The organism is Phormidesmis priestleyi ULC007 (assembly GCF_001895925.1).
Lineage (GTDB): Bacteria > Cyanobacteriota > Cyanobacteriia > Leptolyngbyales > Leptolyngbyaceae > Phormidesmis_A > Phormidesmis_A priestleyi_A.
Map to the genome: position 1 here is coordinate 291,471 of NZ_MPPI01000002.1, position 19,325 is coordinate 310,795.

Annotated in this window: 15 protein-coding genes; 9 read left to right on the forward strand and 6 right to left on the reverse strand. The window is 48.8% G+C overall.

Features of this window, described 5'->3' with window-relative positions:
• Positions 1 to 14: 14 nt before the first annotated feature.
• A complete protein-coding gene (locus tag BRW63_RS03815) occupies positions 15 to 515 on the reverse strand; it encodes a universal stress protein (RefSeq protein WP_143161995.1) in 501 nt (166 codons plus the stop codon).
• A 175-nt stretch (positions 516 to 690) separates the two neighbouring features.
• Positions 691 to 1,224: a universal stress protein gene (locus BRW63_RS03820; RefSeq protein ID WP_073069575.1), complete on the reverse strand. Its 534-nt coding sequence runs from the start codon at positions 1,222 to 1,224 to the stop codon at positions 691 to 693.
• A gap of 220 nt (positions 1,225 to 1,444) precedes the next feature.
• Between BRW63_RS03820 and BRW63_RS03825 the strand changes: the two genes are divergently transcribed.
• The gene (locus tag BRW63_RS03825) at positions 1,445 to 1,852 is read left to right on the forward strand and encodes a response regulator (RefSeq protein ID WP_223257280.1); all 408 of its coding nucleotides are present in this window, start codon (positions 1,445 to 1,447) and stop codon (positions 1,850 to 1,852) included.
• A 92-nt stretch (positions 1,853 to 1,944) separates the two neighbouring features.
• On the opposite strand, the gene gmk is transcribed toward BRW63_RS03825, so the two are convergent.
• A complete protein-coding gene (gene gmk / locus BRW63_RS03830) occupies positions 1,945 to 2,514 on the reverse strand; it encodes a guanylate kinase (RefSeq protein WP_073069577.1) in 570 nt (189 codons plus the stop codon).
• A gap of 123 nt (positions 2,515 to 2,637) precedes the next feature.
• Positions 2,638 to 2,904 carry an extracellular matrix/biofilm regulator RemA gene (gene remA / locus BRW63_RS03835; RefSeq protein ID WP_073069578.1) on the reverse strand — a complete coding sequence of 89 codons (267 nt, stop codon included), beginning with the start codon at positions 2,902 to 2,904 and terminating at the stop codon, positions 2,638 to 2,640.
• 165 nt (positions 2,905 to 3,069) lie between these two features.
• On the opposite strand from remA, the gene BRW63_RS03840 reads away from it, so the two are divergent.
• The 5 genes from BRW63_RS03840 (at position 3,070) to BRW63_RS03860 (ending at position 9,839) form a co-directional block, all read left to right on the forward strand.
• Positions 3,070 to 4,827 (forward strand): Rqc2 family fibronectin-binding protein, encoded by a 1,758-nt coding sequence (locus tag BRW63_RS03840; RefSeq protein ID WP_073069579.1) that lies wholly within the window; start codon positions 3,070 to 3,072, stop codon positions 4,825 to 4,827.
• A 553-nt stretch (positions 4,828 to 5,380) separates the two neighbouring features.
• A complete protein-coding gene (locus BRW63_RS03845; RefSeq protein ID WP_073069580.1) occupies positions 5,381 to 6,526 on the forward strand; it encodes a glycosyltransferase in 1,146 nt (381 codons plus the stop codon).
• 128 nt (positions 6,527 to 6,654) lie between these two features.
• Entirely contained in the window at positions 6,655 to 7,359 is a 705-nt protein-coding gene (locus BRW63_RS03850; protein ID WP_073069581.1) for a sugar transferase, read from the forward strand.
• A gap of 406 nt (positions 7,360 to 7,765) precedes the next feature.
• Positions 7,766 to 8,842, forward strand: coding sequence for a GDP-mannose 4,6-dehydratase (gene gmd / locus BRW63_RS03855; RefSeq protein ID WP_073069582.1), 1,077 nt, complete (start codon positions 7,766 to 7,768; stop codon positions 8,840 to 8,842).
• A 46-nt stretch (positions 8,843 to 8,888) separates the two neighbouring features.
• A complete protein-coding gene (locus tag BRW63_RS03860; RefSeq protein ID WP_073069583.1) occupies positions 8,889 to 9,839 on the forward strand; it encodes a GDP-L-fucose synthase family protein in 951 nt (316 codons plus the stop codon).
• A gap of 58 nt (positions 9,840 to 9,897) precedes the next feature.
• On the opposite strand, the gene BRW63_RS03865 is transcribed toward BRW63_RS03860, so the two are convergent.
• Both BRW63_RS03865 and BRW63_RS03870 read right to left on the reverse strand, forming a co-directional pair.
• Positions 9,898 to 11,409 (reverse strand): thioredoxin-like domain-containing protein, encoded by a 1,512-nt coding sequence (locus tag BRW63_RS03865; RefSeq protein WP_073069584.1) that lies wholly within the window; start codon positions 11,407 to 11,409, stop codon positions 9,898 to 9,900.
• A gap of 30 nt (positions 11,410 to 11,439) precedes the next feature.
• A complete protein-coding gene (locus BRW63_RS03870) occupies positions 11,440 to 13,332 on the reverse strand; it encodes a hypothetical protein (protein WP_073069585.1) in 1,893 nt (630 codons plus the stop codon).
• 635 nt (positions 13,333 to 13,967) lie between these two features.
• On the opposite strand from BRW63_RS03870, the gene psaA reads away from it, so the two are divergent.
• From psaA to BRW63_RS03885, 3 genes are all read left to right on the forward strand, one after another.
• Positions 13,968 to 16,223, forward strand: coding sequence for a photosystem I core protein PsaA (gene psaA / locus BRW63_RS03875; protein ID WP_073069586.1), 2,256 nt, complete (start codon positions 13,968 to 13,970; stop codon positions 16,221 to 16,223).
• Positions 16,224 to 16,246: 23 nt separating this feature from the next.
• Positions 16,247 to 18,475, forward strand: a complete 2,229-nt coding sequence (gene psaB / locus BRW63_RS03880; RefSeq protein ID WP_073069587.1) for a photosystem I core protein PsaB — start codon at positions 16,247 to 16,249, stop codon at positions 18,473 to 18,475.
• 231 nt (positions 18,476 to 18,706) lie between these two features.
• Positions 18,707 to 19,150: a hypothetical protein gene (locus BRW63_RS03885; protein ID WP_073069588.1), complete on the forward strand. Its 444-nt coding sequence runs from the start codon at positions 18,707 to 18,709 to the stop codon at positions 19,148 to 19,150.
• Positions 19,151 to 19,325 lie beyond the last annotated feature (175 nt).

Below are 19,325 nucleotides of genomic sequence, written 5' to 3' on the forward strand. Positions count from 1 at the left end.
CGATCCCAAAGTCATCAAACAGCACTGAGCGCCGCAGTTCTTTGCGTTGCATAATGTTCGTTGATCGCGTCAATATCAGACTCAAAAACACGATCGCATTGATGAGGCACGACCAGGGTTGGACAAGGAGCATGATGAATAACATAGTGACCGACATCGTTCAACACATTTTCTGGGTCAGCCATGACATCGGGTTGTCCAAGAATGATCAAATCGGCTCCCCACGAATTGGCAAGCTCACAAATTTTCTGTCCTGTATGACCGAGAGGTTGAGCAATGTCAGCCATCAGACCCACTTTGTTGACGATGTGAGAGAGCGATCGCAGTTCTTCTAAATCGCTCACGCAATAACTTTCCCATTCTGCTAGATTATTTTGAGTGTGATCACTCTGGTTCGACAAAACGTTTAACAACAGCAAGCGCGAGTCATTTATTTTTGCCCAAGCAATTGCGGTTGAAAATACGGGTTGAGGGTTTTTAGAATTATCGAGAGCAATTAAGATTCTGTTTAGCATGGCAATGTCTCGTTGATCAATAAACAATAGGTTCTAGGGAGTGTGTTAAACCCTTGGAAGCCCCCTAAATCCCCCATTCTGGAGGACTTTGAAAGGGTCGGAAGTCCCCCAGAATGGAGGATTTAGGGGGGAAAAGCGCTCGGCAACGAAGCGATCAGAAGTTTTAACCCACGCCCTAACGGGCGATCGCAACATCAGGTTGCAGTGGCTTATCTGATCGAGTTGCTTGGGTCAATCCCTGAATGGTCAACACTGAGCAAGGTGCATGGTGCAGCACATAATTGCTGACACTGCCCAAAAAGAACTCACTCAGCCCAGCGCGACCCCGACGACCTACCATAATCAGGTCTGCATTCCAGGTGTGAGCAATCTCGCAGATTATGCGACCTGGATCGCCAAGATTTTGGGTAAATTCTGCTGGCACACCTGCCTCGATCGCTTTGCAACTCAGTGATCGTAGTGCCTCCAAAGCTTCTTGCTCAAACCGATGCCACTGATTCATATAGATTTGCACGGTTTCGTGATGCAACCCTGGATAGATGCCGTCGATCGCAGGATAGACGGAACCTGGATAGTCTCCCTCAAACGGCGATAGAACCCGGAGCAGCATCAACGAAGCGTTTGTTGCTTTTGCGAGGGCGACAGCTTCGGCAAATACTTGCTGACTGCTATCAGAGTCATCTAGCGCAACCAAAATTTTGTGAAACATAAGGCTTCTATGCCCCATCAGCGAAGAACTTTATCTCTAATAACAAATATAGAGAAACAATTTGAGAAACTTGTGAGGATGCTCAAGAAAAGTCATATCGTTTTGATTTACACGATCGTTCTCTGTGAACAATTCAGCTAAATCACCGGGCGTAATCCATCTTTGGTGCGAGGCGAATGTGTAGCGAGTTTGAAATCATTGATACACAACACCGCGCGTGATGAAGTCTGGTATACAAATGAATAGCTTGCTCTCTGCCACATCGACACCCGACCACATTCTTGTGGTTGATGATGTTGCCGATAATTCTTTCTTACTGCAAGTGCTTTTAGAGGATGAAGGCTATCAAGTTGAAGTTGCCAACAGTGGCTCTGCTGCCCTCGCCAAAATTGAGCTATCTCCACCTAAATTAGTGTTGTTAGATGTGATGATGCCAGGAATGAATGGCTACGAAGTTGTGCAGCAGATTCGAGAAAACCTTGATTTGCCGTTTATCTCGATCGTGATGGTGACGGGTCACGATCAGCTTACTCTCTCTAAAGATTTCCAGGTTGATGGCTTTTTAAGAAAGCCGATCGAGTTCGACGAGCTTTTGTCTCAAGTCCACGCTATTCTAGATTGCCGTTAATCAGCACATCAAAAAAGACCGAGAATCTATAGATCCTCAGTCTTTGTGTAACTTAATTGACGGTTTGCTTGACGCAGATCAACTTAGAATTTCTAACAGATAGCGGCTGCGGGTTTAAACAGAGCGACTTCGATTTTACCTAGAGCTTCCTCAAAGTTATCGTTGACGATTTGGATATCAAACTCATCTGCGGCACTGACTTCTTCTCGCGCATGGGTCAATCGACGAGTGATCGCGTCTTCTGAGTCTTGTGCCCGTCCTCGAATGCGATTTTCTAGCTCACTTAGCGAAGGGGGAAGAATAAACATTCGCAAAGCACTAGGGAACGTTTTACGGATTTGTCGCGCTCCATCTAGCTCAATCTCTAAAATCACCCACTTGCCCTGCTGGATTTTTTCTTCAACAGCTTTGCGCGGTGTGCCATAGCAATTGCCTGCAAACTCTGCCCATTCAAGCAGTTCGCCTTGAGCCACCATTCGTTCAAACTGAGGACGGGTCACAAAATAATAGTTTTGCCCATCCACTTCGCCAGCACGAGGGGCACGGGTCGTCACTGAAACCGATACGTAGAGGTCAGGGTGTCGCTGAAGGAGCGATCGTAGCAAGGTTCCTTTTCCGACCCCGCTGGGCCCTGTCAATACAATCAATCTGCCCTTGCCCATGGTGTGCCTCAAACTGATTAGCGCTAAGTGTTCCCAATGTTGCTGATTAAGTGAGTATAGCTTGCAATCAGTAAGGGTGAGGGGGAAAGGACGAACGTGAAGGAAAGTTTTATCTTTTAACGTCTATCCATCGTCGTGGGAATCTTTGCTGAGAATAAACCGATTGGCAACAGTCTCTGGCTGAATCGCTGAGAGAATCACGTGCCCAGAGTCGGCGATGATCACCGCGCGGGTACGTCTACCATAAGTGGCATCAATTAGTTTCTTCTCGTCTCTTGCGTCGGTAATGATACGCTTAATGGGGGCAGATTCTGGGCTGACGATCGCCACAACTCGACCAGCGGACACAATATTACCAAACCCGATGTTGATCAGTTTAATGTCCGTCATAGAAAACTGCCTCATCAAGTAGGCAATAAATAGAGGGATTGTTTTTCATCGTATCTATAAAAAATTTTTGCAACAAGGGGAAACCTAACTTAAAACGGAGGAAATTCGCCTTTCTCAACGTTTACGCTTTGACTAATTGGTTCTGATTCTTTACTAAAAAACTCCTTGCAACCTGTTGACTTTACAACCCTCGCAGCACTCTGCGGTGAACTTCGCACGACCTGGCTCCCGGCTCGGCTCGAACAGGTTTATCAGCGCGATCGCTTTACAATCTGTCTAGCACTTCGCACGTTGGATAAACGAAGCTGGCTGACGGTTTCCTGGCATCCGCAAGCCGCTCGATTGAGCATCAGCAATCCGCCACCTCGTGCGCCCGATACTTTTACCTTTAGTCAACAGTTGATTCATCAGTTGGGCGGGTTGGCGCTGGTCGCGATCGAGCCAGTTTCACCGTGGGAACGAGCCATTGATTTGCAGTTTTCTCGCCGCCCTGGAGACCCTGCCCTGTGGCATCTCTATGTTGAGATTATGGGCAAATATAGCAACGTGATTTTGGCAAATCGAGACAATCTCATTGTCACGGCGGCTCATCAAGTCAGTTCTAATCAGTCGAGTGTCCGTCCGATTCAAACTGGACAGCCTTATGAGTTGCCGCCTGCGCTTACCGATCCCGCTCCAACTTTGAGTGAGACTCAAGAGACGTGGCGATCGCGGGTGAGTCTGATCCCCGGTGCCCTGCGTCGAAACCTGATTAAAAGCTATCGAGGACTCAGTTCCGCGTTGCTGCTGTCGATGCTAGATGCTGCCAAACTCGATCCTGACTGCCTCACCGAAACCTTGACAGAATCAGACTGGCAGCGTCTCTTTAGCTGCTGGCAAACCTGGCTCAAGACGCTAGAAGATGGTCACTTTAAACCCGGTTGGACGGCAGACGGCTATACCGTGATGGGTTGGAGCATGACTCAGCCCACCGCTACAGTTGAAGAAGTGGTCGATCGCTACTATACCGACCGCCTAAATCGTCAAGAATTTAGCCAACTGCGTCATCAAATTCGCCAAAAGATAGACACCCTGTTAAGCAAGCTCCGCGTTAAAGCAAACACGTTTTCAAGTCGATTAGACCAGTCCGATCGAGCTGACCAATCCAAGCAACAAGCCGATTTGCTGATGGCAAACCTGCACCAGTGGAAACCCGGCATGAAGACGATCGACCTGGCTGATTTTGAAACCGAGCAGCCAGTGACAATTCCTCTAAATCCAGAAAAGAACGCCGTTCAAAACGCACAAGCGCTTTATAAGCGTCACCAAAAATTAAAGCGCACCCGTGCCGCGACTGAGCCGTTACTAAATGCCGTGCAGGATGAGATTGACTATTTAGAACAGGTTGAGGCCGCGATCGAGCAATTTAACGATTATCAAATTTCAGAAGATTTAGAAGCGCTCGAAGAAATCCGCGAAGAACTGATCCAGCAGAACTATATGGAGGGTTCAGATTATCGCAAAGAATCTAGCAAAGATGACGCTGCGAGTCATCCCTACCAGTTCAAAACACCGAGCGGATTTGAGCTATTGGTCGGGCGCAACAATCGACAGAACGATCGCTTAACATTTCGCCAAGCCAATGATTATGATCTCTGGTTTCACACTCAAGAGATTCCAGGTAGTCACGTCTTGCTGCGCTTAGAGCCGGGGGCGGTTGCCGACGAAGCTGATTTGCAATTTGTGGCTGACATTGCCGCTTACTACAGTCGAGCGCGACAGAGCGAACAGGTTCCCGTAATTTACACAGAGCCTCGTCACGTTTATAAGCCTAAAGGGGCTAAACCCGGCATTGCCATTTATAAGCAAGAGCGAGTTATTTGGGGACAACCTCAATGTGCTAGCCGATATATCGCTCAATCTGCACCAGATTTCGTCAAGTAAGCACCTTGATTGTTCAAGCTCTCATCTGTCGTTAGAAATAGATATGTCAGGAAGCCATGAAGTTTCGTGACAAAAGGTTTGTGTATGTTGTTACAATGTTGGGCGAATAGGGCTTAATGACCCTACAGACCCCGCTGCATGTTTGGGAACGCGCAGCTCGGTTTTCTCCAATGCAAAACAACAGGTTGATTTTGAGCCAGCTTCTCACGAGGCTGGCTTTTCTTTATCAGTAATTTTGATATGATTCAGGGCCTAAGCTCGATCGCGCCTCCTAAGAACTATGAATTAACGTCAGTTCGACGAGTTTTTGCTTCGTCAAGAGCGGCTTCTGCTCCCTAAATCCCCCATTCTGGGGGACTTTGAACCGAAAATTTTGGCTTGAGGTTCCCCAATTTGGGGAATTTAGGGGACTTCCCGAATTCACAACCGGAGCGAACCGCTTCTGTCGAACCGACGTTGAATCAAATCGCGAATCTACATACGGGCATGGCACTGCCGTGCCCATTGACCTTGCCAGTAACCGACAGTATTTAATCCACGCTCTTAACTTCCTGTGACACTCAATTATGCCCTCGTTCACGAATGGTTAACGCCCAAAGCCACAGGCGGGTCAGAGCTAGTAGTGCGAGAAATTCTCAAGCATATCGATGCTGACCTCTATGCGCTGATTGATTTTGAGTCGGTGAATCCCGACAGCTATCTCTACCAGCGCAAGATTGGCACCACTTTTCTTCAACACTTTCCCTTTGCTCAAAGCGGAGTGCAAAAATATTTGCCTTTTTTACCACTGGCGATCGAGCAGCTTGACCTGCGACACTATGACGTAATTTTGTCCTCGTCTCATGCGGTCGCGAAAGGGGTCCTCACCACACCTCAGCAATTGCACGTCTGCTATTGTCACGCTCCGATGCGCTATGTGTGGGATCTCACGTTTGACTATCTCAATAGCAGCCGTCTGGGTCGAGGAGTGCCCGGAGTTTTAACTCGCTATTTATTACACCAGTTGCGCCAGTGGGATGTGCTGTCGGCTAACCGAGTCGATTATTTTATCGCAAACTCTAAAAACACAGCCCGCCGAATTTGGCGATATTATCGTCGGCCTGCCGAGGTGATCTATCCGCCAGTGGAGGTCGATCGCTTTCCCTTTCAAGCCCAAAAGCAAGACTTTTACGTCACGGTGTCTCGGTTGGTTAGTTACAAAAAAATTGCGCTGATCGTGCGGGCTTTTAATCAACTGGGGCTACCCCTAATCGTGATTGGTAGCGGCTCAGAATTGTCGCAGCTTCAGCAACTAGCGAAATCCAATGTGCAGATTTTGGGATGGCAACCCGATGCCGTTGTTGAGCAATATATGGCCCAAGCAAAAGCTTTTGTTTATGCTGCCTACGAAGATTTTGGCATCGCCCCTGTTGAGGCGCAAGCTTGCGGAACTCCTGTGATCGCCTATGGAGCCGGGGGCACGTTAGAAACGGTGCGAGATTTGCGTCACCATCAAAATCAAGGCACCGGAATTTTGTTTCCGCAGCAAACTGAGGTGGCGATCGTCGAAGCGGTGAAAATTTTTGAGCAACATCAAAAAAAAATCGAGCCTGAAATCTTGCGTACTCATGCACTCTCTTTTCACCCCAAAGTCTTTCAACAGCGCTATTTAGCGTTTCTTGAACACGCCTATCAAGAATTCCAGACCAAAAATTCTTAATCATTTTTTACGATTCATAAGTCAATCTAGGAAAAATTGCTCATTTACTTGGGAGCAAAAACGTCGCATAAGCAGTCTATGGCTTTATGATCAGGACTGTGTGTGGTGTGGAATTGTAAAGGAGTAAGATGACTGCCGAAAGCCAACTCATCTCCGGTAAGCTGATTCGAGCATTCGTAAAACGGGGGATAAGATCAGTTATCCTCGATGCACTAGATAGGAAACTCTCTAAGCGACTGTTCGACATTGTGTTCTCGTTCGCAGTTTTAATTCTCTTCTCTCCGGTTTATCTGCTCCTTGGGTTACTGATTGCTCTCAGTTCATCAGGGCCTATTTTTTATGTGCAGGAACGGGTCGGTAAGAATTACAAACGCTTTGGTTGCATTAAATTTAGGACGATGGTCGTCAACGCTGACGAACTGTTGATGGATATGATCGAGACTTCTCCTCAGTTGAGACAAGAATTTGAGGACAACTTTAAGCTCAAATATGATCCTCGCATTACGTGGATTGGTCGTGTTTTGAGAGTGACCAGCCTCGATGAGTTTCCCCAGTTTTGGAACGTTTTGATGGGAGACATGAGTGTGGTGGGTCCTCGCCCTCTAGTTGTAGAGGAGCTACCTAGATATGGTGTTCACATTGATAGAGTCTTAACAATCCGACCTGGCATTACAGGGTTATGGCAGGTGTCTGGGCGCAATGACATCCCCTACCCACAGCGAGTTCGGATGGATCTTTATTATGCAAACTCTAGAAATTTTTGGATGGACTTGTGGATTGTGGTCAAAACGATCGGCGTGGTCGTTTTTCCCAAAAATAACGGTGCTTACTAAAGTTTGATGCTTAAAACAAATTTGACCCCTCAATGTCGCGCTTTGCAACACTTGAGGGGTTATTTTGTGGTTTTTAAATACCAATCTTTACGCTGCTTCCGGATCGCCCACTGAGAGGAACGTATTTTCTAGCAATGTGTAGCCCAGTTATCCCGTTGATCAAGAACGGGGAGCTACCTAAAATCAGGTCGTACGATTCAGACTTCAGCAGAGCTTCTTAAAAAATGGACAGCTCCTTTACACTGAGGCGAATTCTTTGCGGTAGGTTAGATGTTGTTTGACCTTCTATCAGTGGGATTACTAAGGGTGAAGTTTGAGAATCGATCAAGGTTACATTGAGCGGGAGCATGTCAAGCATGATATCTGCCCAGCTTTTTCACTATAGTTTCAACAAGGAAATTGAGGAATGACGCAGCGTAAGCGAGCACTGTTAACGGGTATCACAGGTCAAGACGGCTCTTATTTGAGTGAGTTGCTTTTAGAGCAGGGCTATGAGGTTCATGGAATCATCCGCCGCACTTCGACTTTCAACACCGATCGCATCGATCACATCTACGAAGATCCGCACGCCGAAGGAGCACAGTTATTCCTTCACTATGGCGATCTCACAGACGGCACAACTCTACGGCGAATTTTAGAAGACGTTAAGCCTGTTGAGATCTATAACTTAGGCGCTCAATCTCACGTTCGCGTTAGCTTTGACTCTCCTGAATATACGGCTGACTCAGTTGGGATGGGAACTTTACGCCTGCTAGAGGCAATTCGCGACTATCAGCAGCGCACCGGAATTGAAGTCCGCTTTTATCAAGCAGGCTCATCCGAGATGTTTGGGAAAGTGCAACAAGTTCCCCAGGTAGAAACAACCCCGTTCTATCCGCGTAGCCCTTATGCTTGCGCCAAAGTCTATGCTCACTGGCAAACCGTGAACTATCGCGAATCTTATGACCTATTCGCCTGTAACGGCATCTTGTTTAATCATGAGTCACCTCGACGGGGAGAGACGTTTGTGACTCGCAAAATCACACGGGCAGTTGCTCGCATCGTTGCTGGAAAACAGAAGAAGCTCTTTTTGGGCAATTTAGATTCTAAGCGCGATTGGGGCTATGCCAAAGATTATGTGCGAGCAATGTGGCTCATGCTGCAACAAGATCAGCCGGATGATTATGTGGTAGCTACAGGCGAAACCCATGAGATTAAAGAATTTTTAGATCTGTCATTTGGCTATGTCAATCTTGACTGGCAAGACTATGTTGAGTTTGATGAGCGCTATTTGCGCCCTGCTGAGGTGGATCTGCTGATTGGCGATCCGACTAAAGCCAAACAAAAGTTGGGCTGGGAACCCTCAGTTACCTTTGAGCAACTCGTTCGCCTGATGGTCGAAGGCGATTTAGGCGCTTTAGGCATTCATTCTGGCAATCACAAACCTGCCATTCAAGATTTGGCAACCATTCGTGAAAATCTCGCGAGTAGTGTGTCGTTTTGAGGTTGGACAGCTCTCAATAAACCCCACACAATACTAAATTCAGACCATGACCTCAACCACGTTGGACCTCAGAAATAAGCGAATTTTAGTGACTGGCGGGGCGGGCTTTTTAGGTCGTCAGGTCGTTAGTCAACTGTCTCAGGCAGGGGCTGACCTCCAGAAGATTACGGTGCCGCGATCGCGCGATTGCGATTTAAAGACGATGGAAAACTGCCAGCGAGCAGTCAACCAGCAAGACATCGTGATTCACTTGGCGGCTCACGTTGGGGGCATTGGTCTGAATCGCGAAAAACCTGCCGAGTTGTTTTATGACAACTTAATGATGGGGACTCAACTGATTCATGCTGCTTATCAGGCAGGCGTGCAGAAGTTTGTTTGTTTAGGGACTATCTGCGCCTATCCAAAGTTCACCCCGGTTCCCTTTAAGGAAGACGACCTTTGGAATGGCTACCCCGAAGAGACAAACGCCCCTTATGGAATTGCCAAAAAAGCATTGCTGGTGCAGCTTCAGGCTTATCGCCAACAGTATGGTTTTGATGGTATTTATCTGCTGCCTGTCAATCTTTATGGCCCTGAAGATAACTTTGATCCGCGCAGTTCTCATGTGATTCCGGCGCTGATTCGCAAGGTTTATGAGGCACAGCAGCGCGGCGATCGTCAGCTACCTGTGTGGGGTGATGGCAGCCCGACTCGTGAGTTTCTCTACTCAGAAGATGCTGCGAGAGGCATTGTGATGGCGACTCAGACTTACAGCGATCCTGATCCAGTTAATTTAGGAACGGGGAAAGAAATCTCGATTCGGGATTTGATTACGCTGATTTGTGACTTGATGGAGTTTAAGGGCGAGATTGTCTGGCAAACCGATCAGCCCAATGGTCAACCCCGACGTTGTTTAGACACCGATCGGGCAAAAGCAGCCTTTGGGTTTGTGTCACAAGTTGGGTTTGAAGAGGGACTGAGAACCACGATCGCCTGGTATCGCCAACACGCTGAATAGCTTCAGATTTTTGCTCAACATTGATAGGGACGTTCGACAGAGCGTCCCTATCGATGCTTTAAATCTTGGTAGATGTTGGAAAGCACACATCCGGGGCGCATAAATTGGGAAATTTGAGCGTTGTCACACTCAACGTTTTTAGATCTACTCGTCGAATCGCATGATTATTTGTGTCTGCAATATAAAGATGAGTTTGGGTAGCGCTGAGTCCTGATGGCTCGAAAAACTGGCTATTTAGCCCCTCACCGTCTTGATGTCCTGCCTTTCCGGTTCCTAAAATTGTGGTGCAAATCCCATCTAGGGTGACTGTTTTGATTTTGTGATTGTAGGTATCTGCAATCCACAGCAGGCTGTTTGTGAATTCGATTCCTAAACAATGCTGGAGCCGCACCGCTTCACCGATGCCATCGATATCGCCAAAGCCATAGAGAAATCCGCTGCCGCAAATTGTAGACACTTCGGGCATTTCTCCTAAGCTGATGGCGCGAATTGAACTGGTTTCACTATCGGCTACAAACAGGTTTTTTTGATCGATCGTGATCCCGCTCGGTTGGGCAAAGGCGGCTTGAGTGGTTAGCCCATCAACACAGCCTTCTGCTCCATTCCCGATATAGGTCGCGATCGTGCTATTCTCTAGCTCCATTCTCCAGATCTGATGCGACCCTGCCATCGCCACAAAAAGACAATTCTCTACCAGTTCTAGATCCCAGGGAGAATTCAGGGATATTTCTAGCGCTTTTCCCCCATGAGGATAAATAGTGTGGCTCTGCTCTCCTGTGCCAGCGATCGTGCTGACCGCTTTTTGGTGCAGATCGACTCGTCGCAATAGATGATTGTCAGTATCGGCAATATAGAGAATTTGGGTGGTGCGATCAAGCGTCATGCCTTGAGGTGCAAAAAATTGAACTTCTGAGAATTTGCCATCGGTCAACCCTGGCTGACCTGTGCCAACGATCTCAAGAACTTCGCCGTTTAGAGTCGTGATTAAAATTCGGTGATGTCTAGTATCGGCAACAAATAAGCGATCGCGCTCCTGATCTGCCAAAACGTTGCCGGGAAACCGTAAAGGAGTGTTCGATCGGGGTTGTTCAAGAACCAAGTCTCGCAGGTTGATGACTTCTTGATTTTGATGCTCGTGAATTATTTTTTCGATTAGCTCGTCTAGAAACTTACGCTTACCTTCACCTGAGACAAAGCCGACGATATAGCCTCTAGGATCGATCACTGCAAAAGTTGGATAGGCGCGAACGGTATATTGCTGCCAAACCTCAAAGTCCCGGTCTACCAAAATAGGGTGCTGAATGTCATAGCGAAGAGCCGCTTGACGAATATTTTCAGTATCTTTTTCGTGATCAAACTTCGCAGAGTGAACCCCAATCACCGTCAAATTGTCTTCATATTTCTGCTCTAGATATTTCAGGTCTGGCAAAACGTGTAGACAGTTGATGCAGCCATAAGTCCAAAAGTCTAGCAATACAACACGCCCCTTCAAGCTTGCTAGCGAGAGGGGACGCGTTGTGTTTAACCAAACGTTATTTTGAGGCAATTCGGGGGCACGAACGCGAACCATGAACTTTTTGCCAGCTAAAGACTTTCTGTTTCAACCTTTGGGAGACTCGATCGGGCTAGAAGTCGGGCGACGAAACTGATTGGGCTGTCTTGGTTGAATCGGCTGAGGCTTCGGTTCAACTGGTTTAACTTCAAGAACCTCTGATGGTTCAGACTGTTTTGACTCAGCAGGTTTGACTTCTGAGGTTGATTTGCCCGGTGAAGTCAGCGGGATGCCTAATCGACGCTCTAGTTCTGTCTTTAATTCAGGGTTGGGAGATTCGGATGGTTTCGTTTCTGCTGGCTTAGGGGTGGGTTCCTCAATGTTGTCCAAAGGTGCTGGAGCAATACTGGGTGAGGGCTTTGGTGTCTGAGCAGGGCGACGGAAGCGATCGTAAAAGCGGCTCTTTGGTGCTTCTGTCTTCTGCGGAACCGGAACTTCAGGAACCTTTGTTTCTGGGATTTCTGGTGCAGGTTTCTCGATCGGTACAATCTCAGGCGGCACACTCAGAGTTGGTTCGGGAATGACGACGGGAGCGGGTTTTGGGCTTTCAGTCCGACGGAAGCGATCAAAGAATCCTTTCTTCGGAGTCTCCTTGATTTCAGCAGGTTTATCTTCTTCCAATTTGGGTGCAGGTTCTTCGATCGGCTCGGTCGGAGCGGGTGCTACACTCGGAGTCGGTTCGGGCGAGGCACTCGGAATTGGTTCAGGAGTAGCGCTAGGAGATGGTTTCGCAGTTTCAGCCGGACGACGGAAACGATTGAAGAATCCACCTTTGGGTTCTTCAACAGGTTTAGGTTCCTCAGATTTAAGAGGTTCTGACGGCTCAATTTTGGGAGTAGGTTCAACGATCGGCGACTCTTTAACTTCAGGAGACGGCTTTACCACTGGAGCCGGGGCTGGAAGAGGCACGATCGGAGTCGGCACAGGCTCAGGGCTGGGTTCTGGAGTCTCAGCTTTGTAGTTAGGATCAACAATGCTGCGAACTTGAGAAAACGAAAGCTCATCGCGAACTAGCTTAGAAAGGGTGTCTTTCCCATTTGGAGTGTAGGTGAAGCTCCGAGCCACGTTGTTATAGACATTTTGAATCGGATTGCCCTGCTCGTCGATATACTCCAATTGCACCCAGTTTTTACCTAGGTTGAAGCCTTTGAGATAAAGAGGCTGCCAGCGATCGAGCACAAACTCTGAGCCGTTGACCGTCACTTTAATCCGCCAATCCGCCACGTCGTCTTGATCGTCTTCTTGAGCCACGAGATGCAACGGCGCATTTGTCAAGAAAAAGTCCAGCATAATTGGTTCTGCGCCATACACACCCTGCGGACGGCTGTAGGTCAGTAAAGGTTGGTCTGGGCTGGGATTGTTATCTGGAGTCTTGGTGAAGATATGAAAGGTTGTTTGGGCAAAAGAACCCTCATTCTTAAAGCTCTCATGCCAGGGGCGACTCGCAAAAGCTCGAAGGGTATGAGTTCCGGGTGCTAAATCTTTAAGCACGATTGGCTGACTCACGTCATAGACCGCTTGATAAGGCTGGTTATCTAAAAAGAGGTGCAGGTGTGGCCCCAACTCCAGTTTTTCATCCTTAAATAGAGGAAAGTCCTTGATTTGGAGGCGGACAGATACCGTGTCCTCTTGCAAGACCTCATTGAGACGAGGAGACACGATCGTCACCTGCGGCTGATACTTTTCAAGCACTGCCCGCAACTCTTGAATCACCTCTGGCGGTGAAACCTCCGAAATCTTGCCAGCCAGCTTGACCGGGGCCGCCTTAGCAGATGGCTGAGAGGCTGAACGGCCCTTAGGGACTGCATGCGAACTGCCGCCACACCCCCACAGATTTAGACAGCAAACCAGTAGTCCAGATATGAGTAACGTTCTTGCAACACTACGCCAGAGATTGATCCCAAACACCAGGCACACTCCTAATAACAAGCGGTCAGACATGAGCGACAGCAGGAAGTCTTGGCAGCGATCGTCCGATAGAAACGAGTGATCCCCAGTTCAAAACACTGCCTCATTGAGCCATCCATACGGAACTATAGCGGAAAACATCGAATCCTCTCCGCTAAATTCCTTATATAAATGCTTAGAGCGCCCATCACTCATCCTTTTCGCGAAGATATATTAACAATAAGTTAAGTAAAATATCGACCCTCTTCTATAGATTTGATGTTTTTTCTCAATCGTTGAGGTATGTAAACTTAATCAACAGATGCTTGACTTTTTAAACTTTGTCAAAAGTCAGAACCCAGTCATCGTCAACTCTGTACCGAATTTGAATTATTGTAAATTCCCGTTAAAAACGCTTTCATCTAAGACCTATAATGACTCGATGAGAACCCACGAAGGCTATGTTCACAACAATTGCAGATATCTGACCTAGTTGTGAGCAACCCTCTACCGCTCAAATCGATCGCTCACGCTGCACTCATCGTTAAAAAGCCTCGGCTTTTGGACTCATGAACCTAGTTATCTAGTGCAGGTCACCGTGCGATTACTAAGTCGCAAACGATTTGAGGCTAGATGGAGCCTGATTTTAGAGGATTCCTCGTTCCTTGTCTAAAGAGAGGAGAGTCTCAATGACAATTAGCCCACCAGAGCGCGAGGCAAAGGCACGGGTTGTCGTAGATAAAGATCCGGTCGCTACTTCTTTTGAGAAGTGGGCACAGCCAGGTCACTTCGATCGCACCCTGTCTAAAGGACCAAAAACCACCACCTGGATTTGGAACCTTCACGCCAACGCTCACGATTTCGACAGCCACACCAGCGATTTAGAAGACGTATCTCGGAAAATCTTTAGTGCTCACTTCGGTCATTTGGCAGTCGTGTTCATTTGGCTGAGTGGTATGTATTTTCATGGCGCTCGGTTTTCAAACTATTCATCTTGGCTCGCAGATCCGATTCACATCAAGCCTAGTGCTCAAGTGGTGTGGCCAATCTTCGGTCAAGAAATCCTCAATGCAGATGTCGGTGGCGGCTTCCACGGAATTCAGATCACTTCTGGGTTCTTCCAACTGTGGCGCGCTGCCGGGATCACAAATGAATTTCAGCTTTACTGCACCGCGATCGGCGGTCTAGTCATGGCTGGCTTAATGCTCTTTGCTGGCTGGTTCCACTATCACAAGCGCGCTCCCAAACTGGAATGGTTCCAGAACGTGGAGTCGATGCTGAACCACCACTTGTCTGGTCTATTTGGGCTAGGCTCCTTGGGCTGGGCTGGACACCAGATCCACGTATCTCTACCCATTAACGAGCTACTCGATCGCGGCGTTCCTGCGGATAAGATTCCTCTGCCTCACGAGTTCATCTTGAACTCGCAGCTAATGGCAGACATCTATCCCAGCTTTGCCAAAGGGCTGACTCCTTTCTTCACCCTTAACTGGGGTGAATATGCAGACTTCCTGACCTTTAAAGGCGGTCTAAACCCGGTCACAGGCGGTTTATGGTTGACTGACACCGCGCATCACCACTTGGCGATCGCCGTGCTGTTTATCATCGCGGGACACATGTACCGCACCAACTGGGGCATTGGTCACAGCATCAAGGAAATGCTGGAAGCTCACAAAGGGCCCTTCACTGGGGAAGGTCACAAAGGCTTGTACGAAGTTCTGACCACTTCTTGGCACGCTCAACTGGCGATCAACCTGGCAATGGTTGGCTCCTTGAGCATCATCGTGGCTCAGCACATGTACGCAATGCCTCCCTATCCCTACTTGGCGACTGACTACGCGACGCAACTGTCTCTGTTTACTCACCATATGTGGTTGGGTGGTTTCTTCATCGTCGGTGGAGCCGCTCACGGAGCCATCTTCATGGTGCGGGACTACGATCCTGTGGTGAACCAGAACAACCTGCTCGATCGGGTGATTCGTCACCGCGATGCGATCATTTCTCACCTCAACTGGGTCTGTATCTTCTTGGGCTTCCATAGCTTTGGTCTATATGTCCACAACGACACCATGCGTGCGTTGGGTCGTCCTCAAGATATGTTCTCAGACACGGCAATCCAACTTCAGCCTGTCTTCGCTCAGTGGATTCAGAACCTGCACACGCTGGCTCCGGGTTCCACGGCTCCCAACGCTTTAGCTCCGGCTAGTTATGCATTTGGTGGCGGCACGATCGCCGTTGGCGGCAAGGTTGCGATGATGCCGATCGCACTGGGTACGGCAGACTTCTTGGTTCACCACATCCACGCGTTCACCATTCACGTTACGGTTCTCATCCTGCTCAAGGGTGTGCTGTTTGCTCGTAGCTCTCGTCTGGTTCCAGACAAAGCTAACTTGGGCTTCCGCTTCCCTTGCGACGGGCCGGGTCGGGGCGGCACCTGCCAGGTATCTGGTTGGGATCACGTCTTCCTAGGTCTGTTCTGGATGTATAACTCCCTCTCGATCGCTATCTTCCACTTCAGTTGGAAAATGCAGTCAGATGTCTGGGGAACGGTGAATGCTGACGGCAGCGTTGACCACATCACAGGCGGCAACTTTGCCCAAAGCGCTATCACGATCAACGGCTGGTTACGTGACTTCCTGTGGGCGCAAGCTTCCCAGGTGATCACCTCCTACGGTTCAGCACTGTCTGCTTATGGCTTGCTGTTCTTGGGTGCTCACTTCGTCTGGGCGTTTAGCTTGATGTTCCTGTTTAGTGGTCGCGGCTACTGGCAAGAATTGATCGAGTCGATTGTTTGGGCGCACAACAAGCTGAAAGTCGCACCTGCCATTCAGCCCCGTGCTCTTAGCATTATCCAAGGTCGGGCTGTGGGCGTTGCTCACTACCTCTTGGGAGGAATTGTCACAACCTGGGCATTCTTCCTAGCTCGTTCATTGTCGTTAGGTTGAGCCAGGAGGAATCATAAAGACTTATGGCAACTAAATTCCCAAAATTTAGCCAAGACCTTGCCCAAGATCCAACAACTCGTCGGATTTGGTACGGAATCGCTACGGCTCATGACTTTGAAAGCCACGATGGAATGACGGAAGAAAAGCTTTACCAAAGGCTTTTCGCGACTCACTTCGGTCACTTGGCAATCATCTTTTTGTGGGCATCGGGCAGTCAGTTCCATGTGGCTTGGCAAGGCAACTTCCCTCAGTGGATTCAAGATCCGCTGAATGTCCGTCCCATTGCTCACGCGATTTGGGACCCTCAGTTCGGTAAGCCTGCGGTAGAAGCGTTTACTCAAGGTGGCGCAAACTATCCGGTAGACATCTCTTATTCGGGTCTATATCACTGGTGGTATACGATCGGGATGCGAACCAATGGCGACCTTTATACAGGTGCTATTGGCTTGCTCGTTCTAGCCGCAGTTATGCTGTTTGCAGGCTGGCTGCACCTTCAGCCCAAGTTCCGTCCGAGCTTGGCTTGGTTCAAAAATGCTGAGTCTCGTCTAAACCACCACTTAGCTGGTTTGTTTGGCGTTAGCTCTCTAGCTTGGACAGGTCACCTCGTTCACGTTGCCATTCCTGAATCTCGCGGTCAGCACGTCGGTTGGGATAACTTCCTGACCACACTGCCTCACCCCGCTGGGTTGGCTCCCTTCTTCACCGGGAACTGGGGCGTTTACGCTGAAAACCCTGACACTGCGAACCATGTCTTCGGAACGGCTCAAGGTTCAGGCACAGCAATCCTCACCTTCTTAGGTGGCTTCCATCCGCAAACCGAGTCTCTCTGGTTAACGGATATGGCGCACCACCATCTGGCGATCGCAGTGCTATTTATCATTGCGGGTCACATGTATCGGACTAACTTCGGCATTGGTCACAGCATCAAAGACATGCTGGACAGCAAGAAGGGTCTGGTCGGTGGCAAGTCAGAAGGTCAGTTCAACCTGCCTCACCAAGGGTTGTACGACGTGATGAACAACTCTCTGCACTTCCAGCTAGCTTTTGCGCTGGCTGCGTTGGGAGTAATCACCTCGCTCGTCGCTCAACACATGTATGCGATGCCTCCTTACGCTTTTATGGCGAAGGATTTCACCACTCAGGCAGCGCTCTACACCCATCACCAGTATATTGCTGGATTCTTGATGGTCGGTGCGTTTGCTCACGGCGCGATCTTCTGGGTTCGGGACTATGATCCTGACCTCAATAAAGGCAACGTGCTCGATCGCGTTCTCCAGCACAAAGAAGCGATCATCTCGCACTTAAGCTGGGTGTCGCTGTTCCTGGGCTTCCACACCCTCGGTTTGTATGTTCATAACGACGTGGTGGTCGCTTTCGGAACGCCCGAAAAGCAGATTCTGATTGAGCCTGTGTTTGCACAGTTTATTCAGGCTTCTCACGGCAAGGCGCTGTATGGACTGAGTACTCTGCTTTCAGACCCCAACAGCATCGCCTCGACCGCTTGGCCTAACTTTGGGAACGTTTGGCTTCCTGGCTGGCTCGAAGCGATTAACAGTGGCACAAATTCCCTGTTCCTCACCATTGGTCCTGGCGACTTCTTGGTTCACCATGCGATCGCGCTGGGTCTGCACACCACCACCTTGGTCTTGGTCAAGGGTGCGTTGGATGCACGCGGCTCTAAGCTGATGCCTGACAAGAAAGACTTTGGCTACAGCTTCCCTTGCGATGGGCCGGGTCGGGGCGGCACCTGCGATATCTCTGCCTGGGATGCCTTCTACCTGGCAATGTTCTGGATGCTGAACACCATTGGTTGGGTCACCTTCTACTGGCACTGGAAGCATCTGGCAATCTGGTCGGGTAACGTCGCTCAGTTTAACGAAAGCTCAACCTATCTAATGGGTTGGCTGCGTGACTACCTGTGGCAGTATTCCGCTCCGTTGATCAATGGCTACAACCCATACGGAATGAACAACCTGGCTGTCTGGTCTTGGATGTTCCTCCTGGGTCACTTGGTCTGGGCAACCGGATTCATGTTCTTGATCTCCTGGAGAGGCTATTGGCAAGAGCTAATCGAAACCCTGGTTTGGGCACACGAGCGCACTCCTCTCGCGAATCTGATTCGCTGGAAGGATAAGCCAGTTGCTCTCTCCATTGTTCAAGCTCGCTTGGTGGGTCTAGCTCACTTTACGGCTGGCTATGTCCTCACTTACGCAGCCTTCGTGATTGCGGCTACGGCAGGTAAGTTTGGTTAATTCTGACCGACGCTGTAGGTAACTAAAAACAAAATCCCCTGCCATTATGGTGGGGGATTTTTTGTATGTTATCTGTCTGTCAAATTAGATACATCGGTAAGATATTCACATTCGTAAAGAGCGAATCAAATTGGTGGGTTTGGCGTTGGTTGAGGAAACTTTTGCATCAACATTGCTTCCTAGTTGAAAGAGTCGTTGGTATAAACACTCGGCACACATCAGGGGATGCAGATGAAACTACTGAAATACTTCGATCTCAATCGACGTGCAATCAAAGCTAAGAAGCTCGATCGCCAGGAAGTCACTGAAACCAGAAGCAACTTTATCCAGCAATGGATGTCTTCTAGCGAAGTCAGCGTTAAACCTCGTGGAGATATCTTCTTGTCTCTTTGGACAGCGTTTACTCAGCGTGAAGAAGGGCAGCTATCGCCAGCAGATCAACTGCTGATGTATTTAGGGGTGCTGGTAGGAGTCTACTTTAGTGGGGTGATTCGTGCTCAGAGTTCTAAACCGACGTTTATTTTAGCTGCCTTTATCGCCCTGACGATCGTGCCCGTTGCTTTCGAGAAATTGAGTATTAATCCTAAAGCCCCGCTATTGGTGCGGTTTGGATTATTCGTGCAAAACGGCGTGTTTTGGGATGTGATGTTTCAAGCGATCGCCAGTCGTCGTTAATCATGCTCTAAAGCGAGTGAGGAGATTGCTTAAGCTCTCCGGCACGATCGACCGCAGATATATAGCAATCCTAAATCAGTTGTAAGATGAAGGCTGAGTGGGTCGTGACCCCTGATGACAACCGTGAAAGATGGTATGCAAGATCTGCTTAGCTTTATCAACCAAACCGATGATG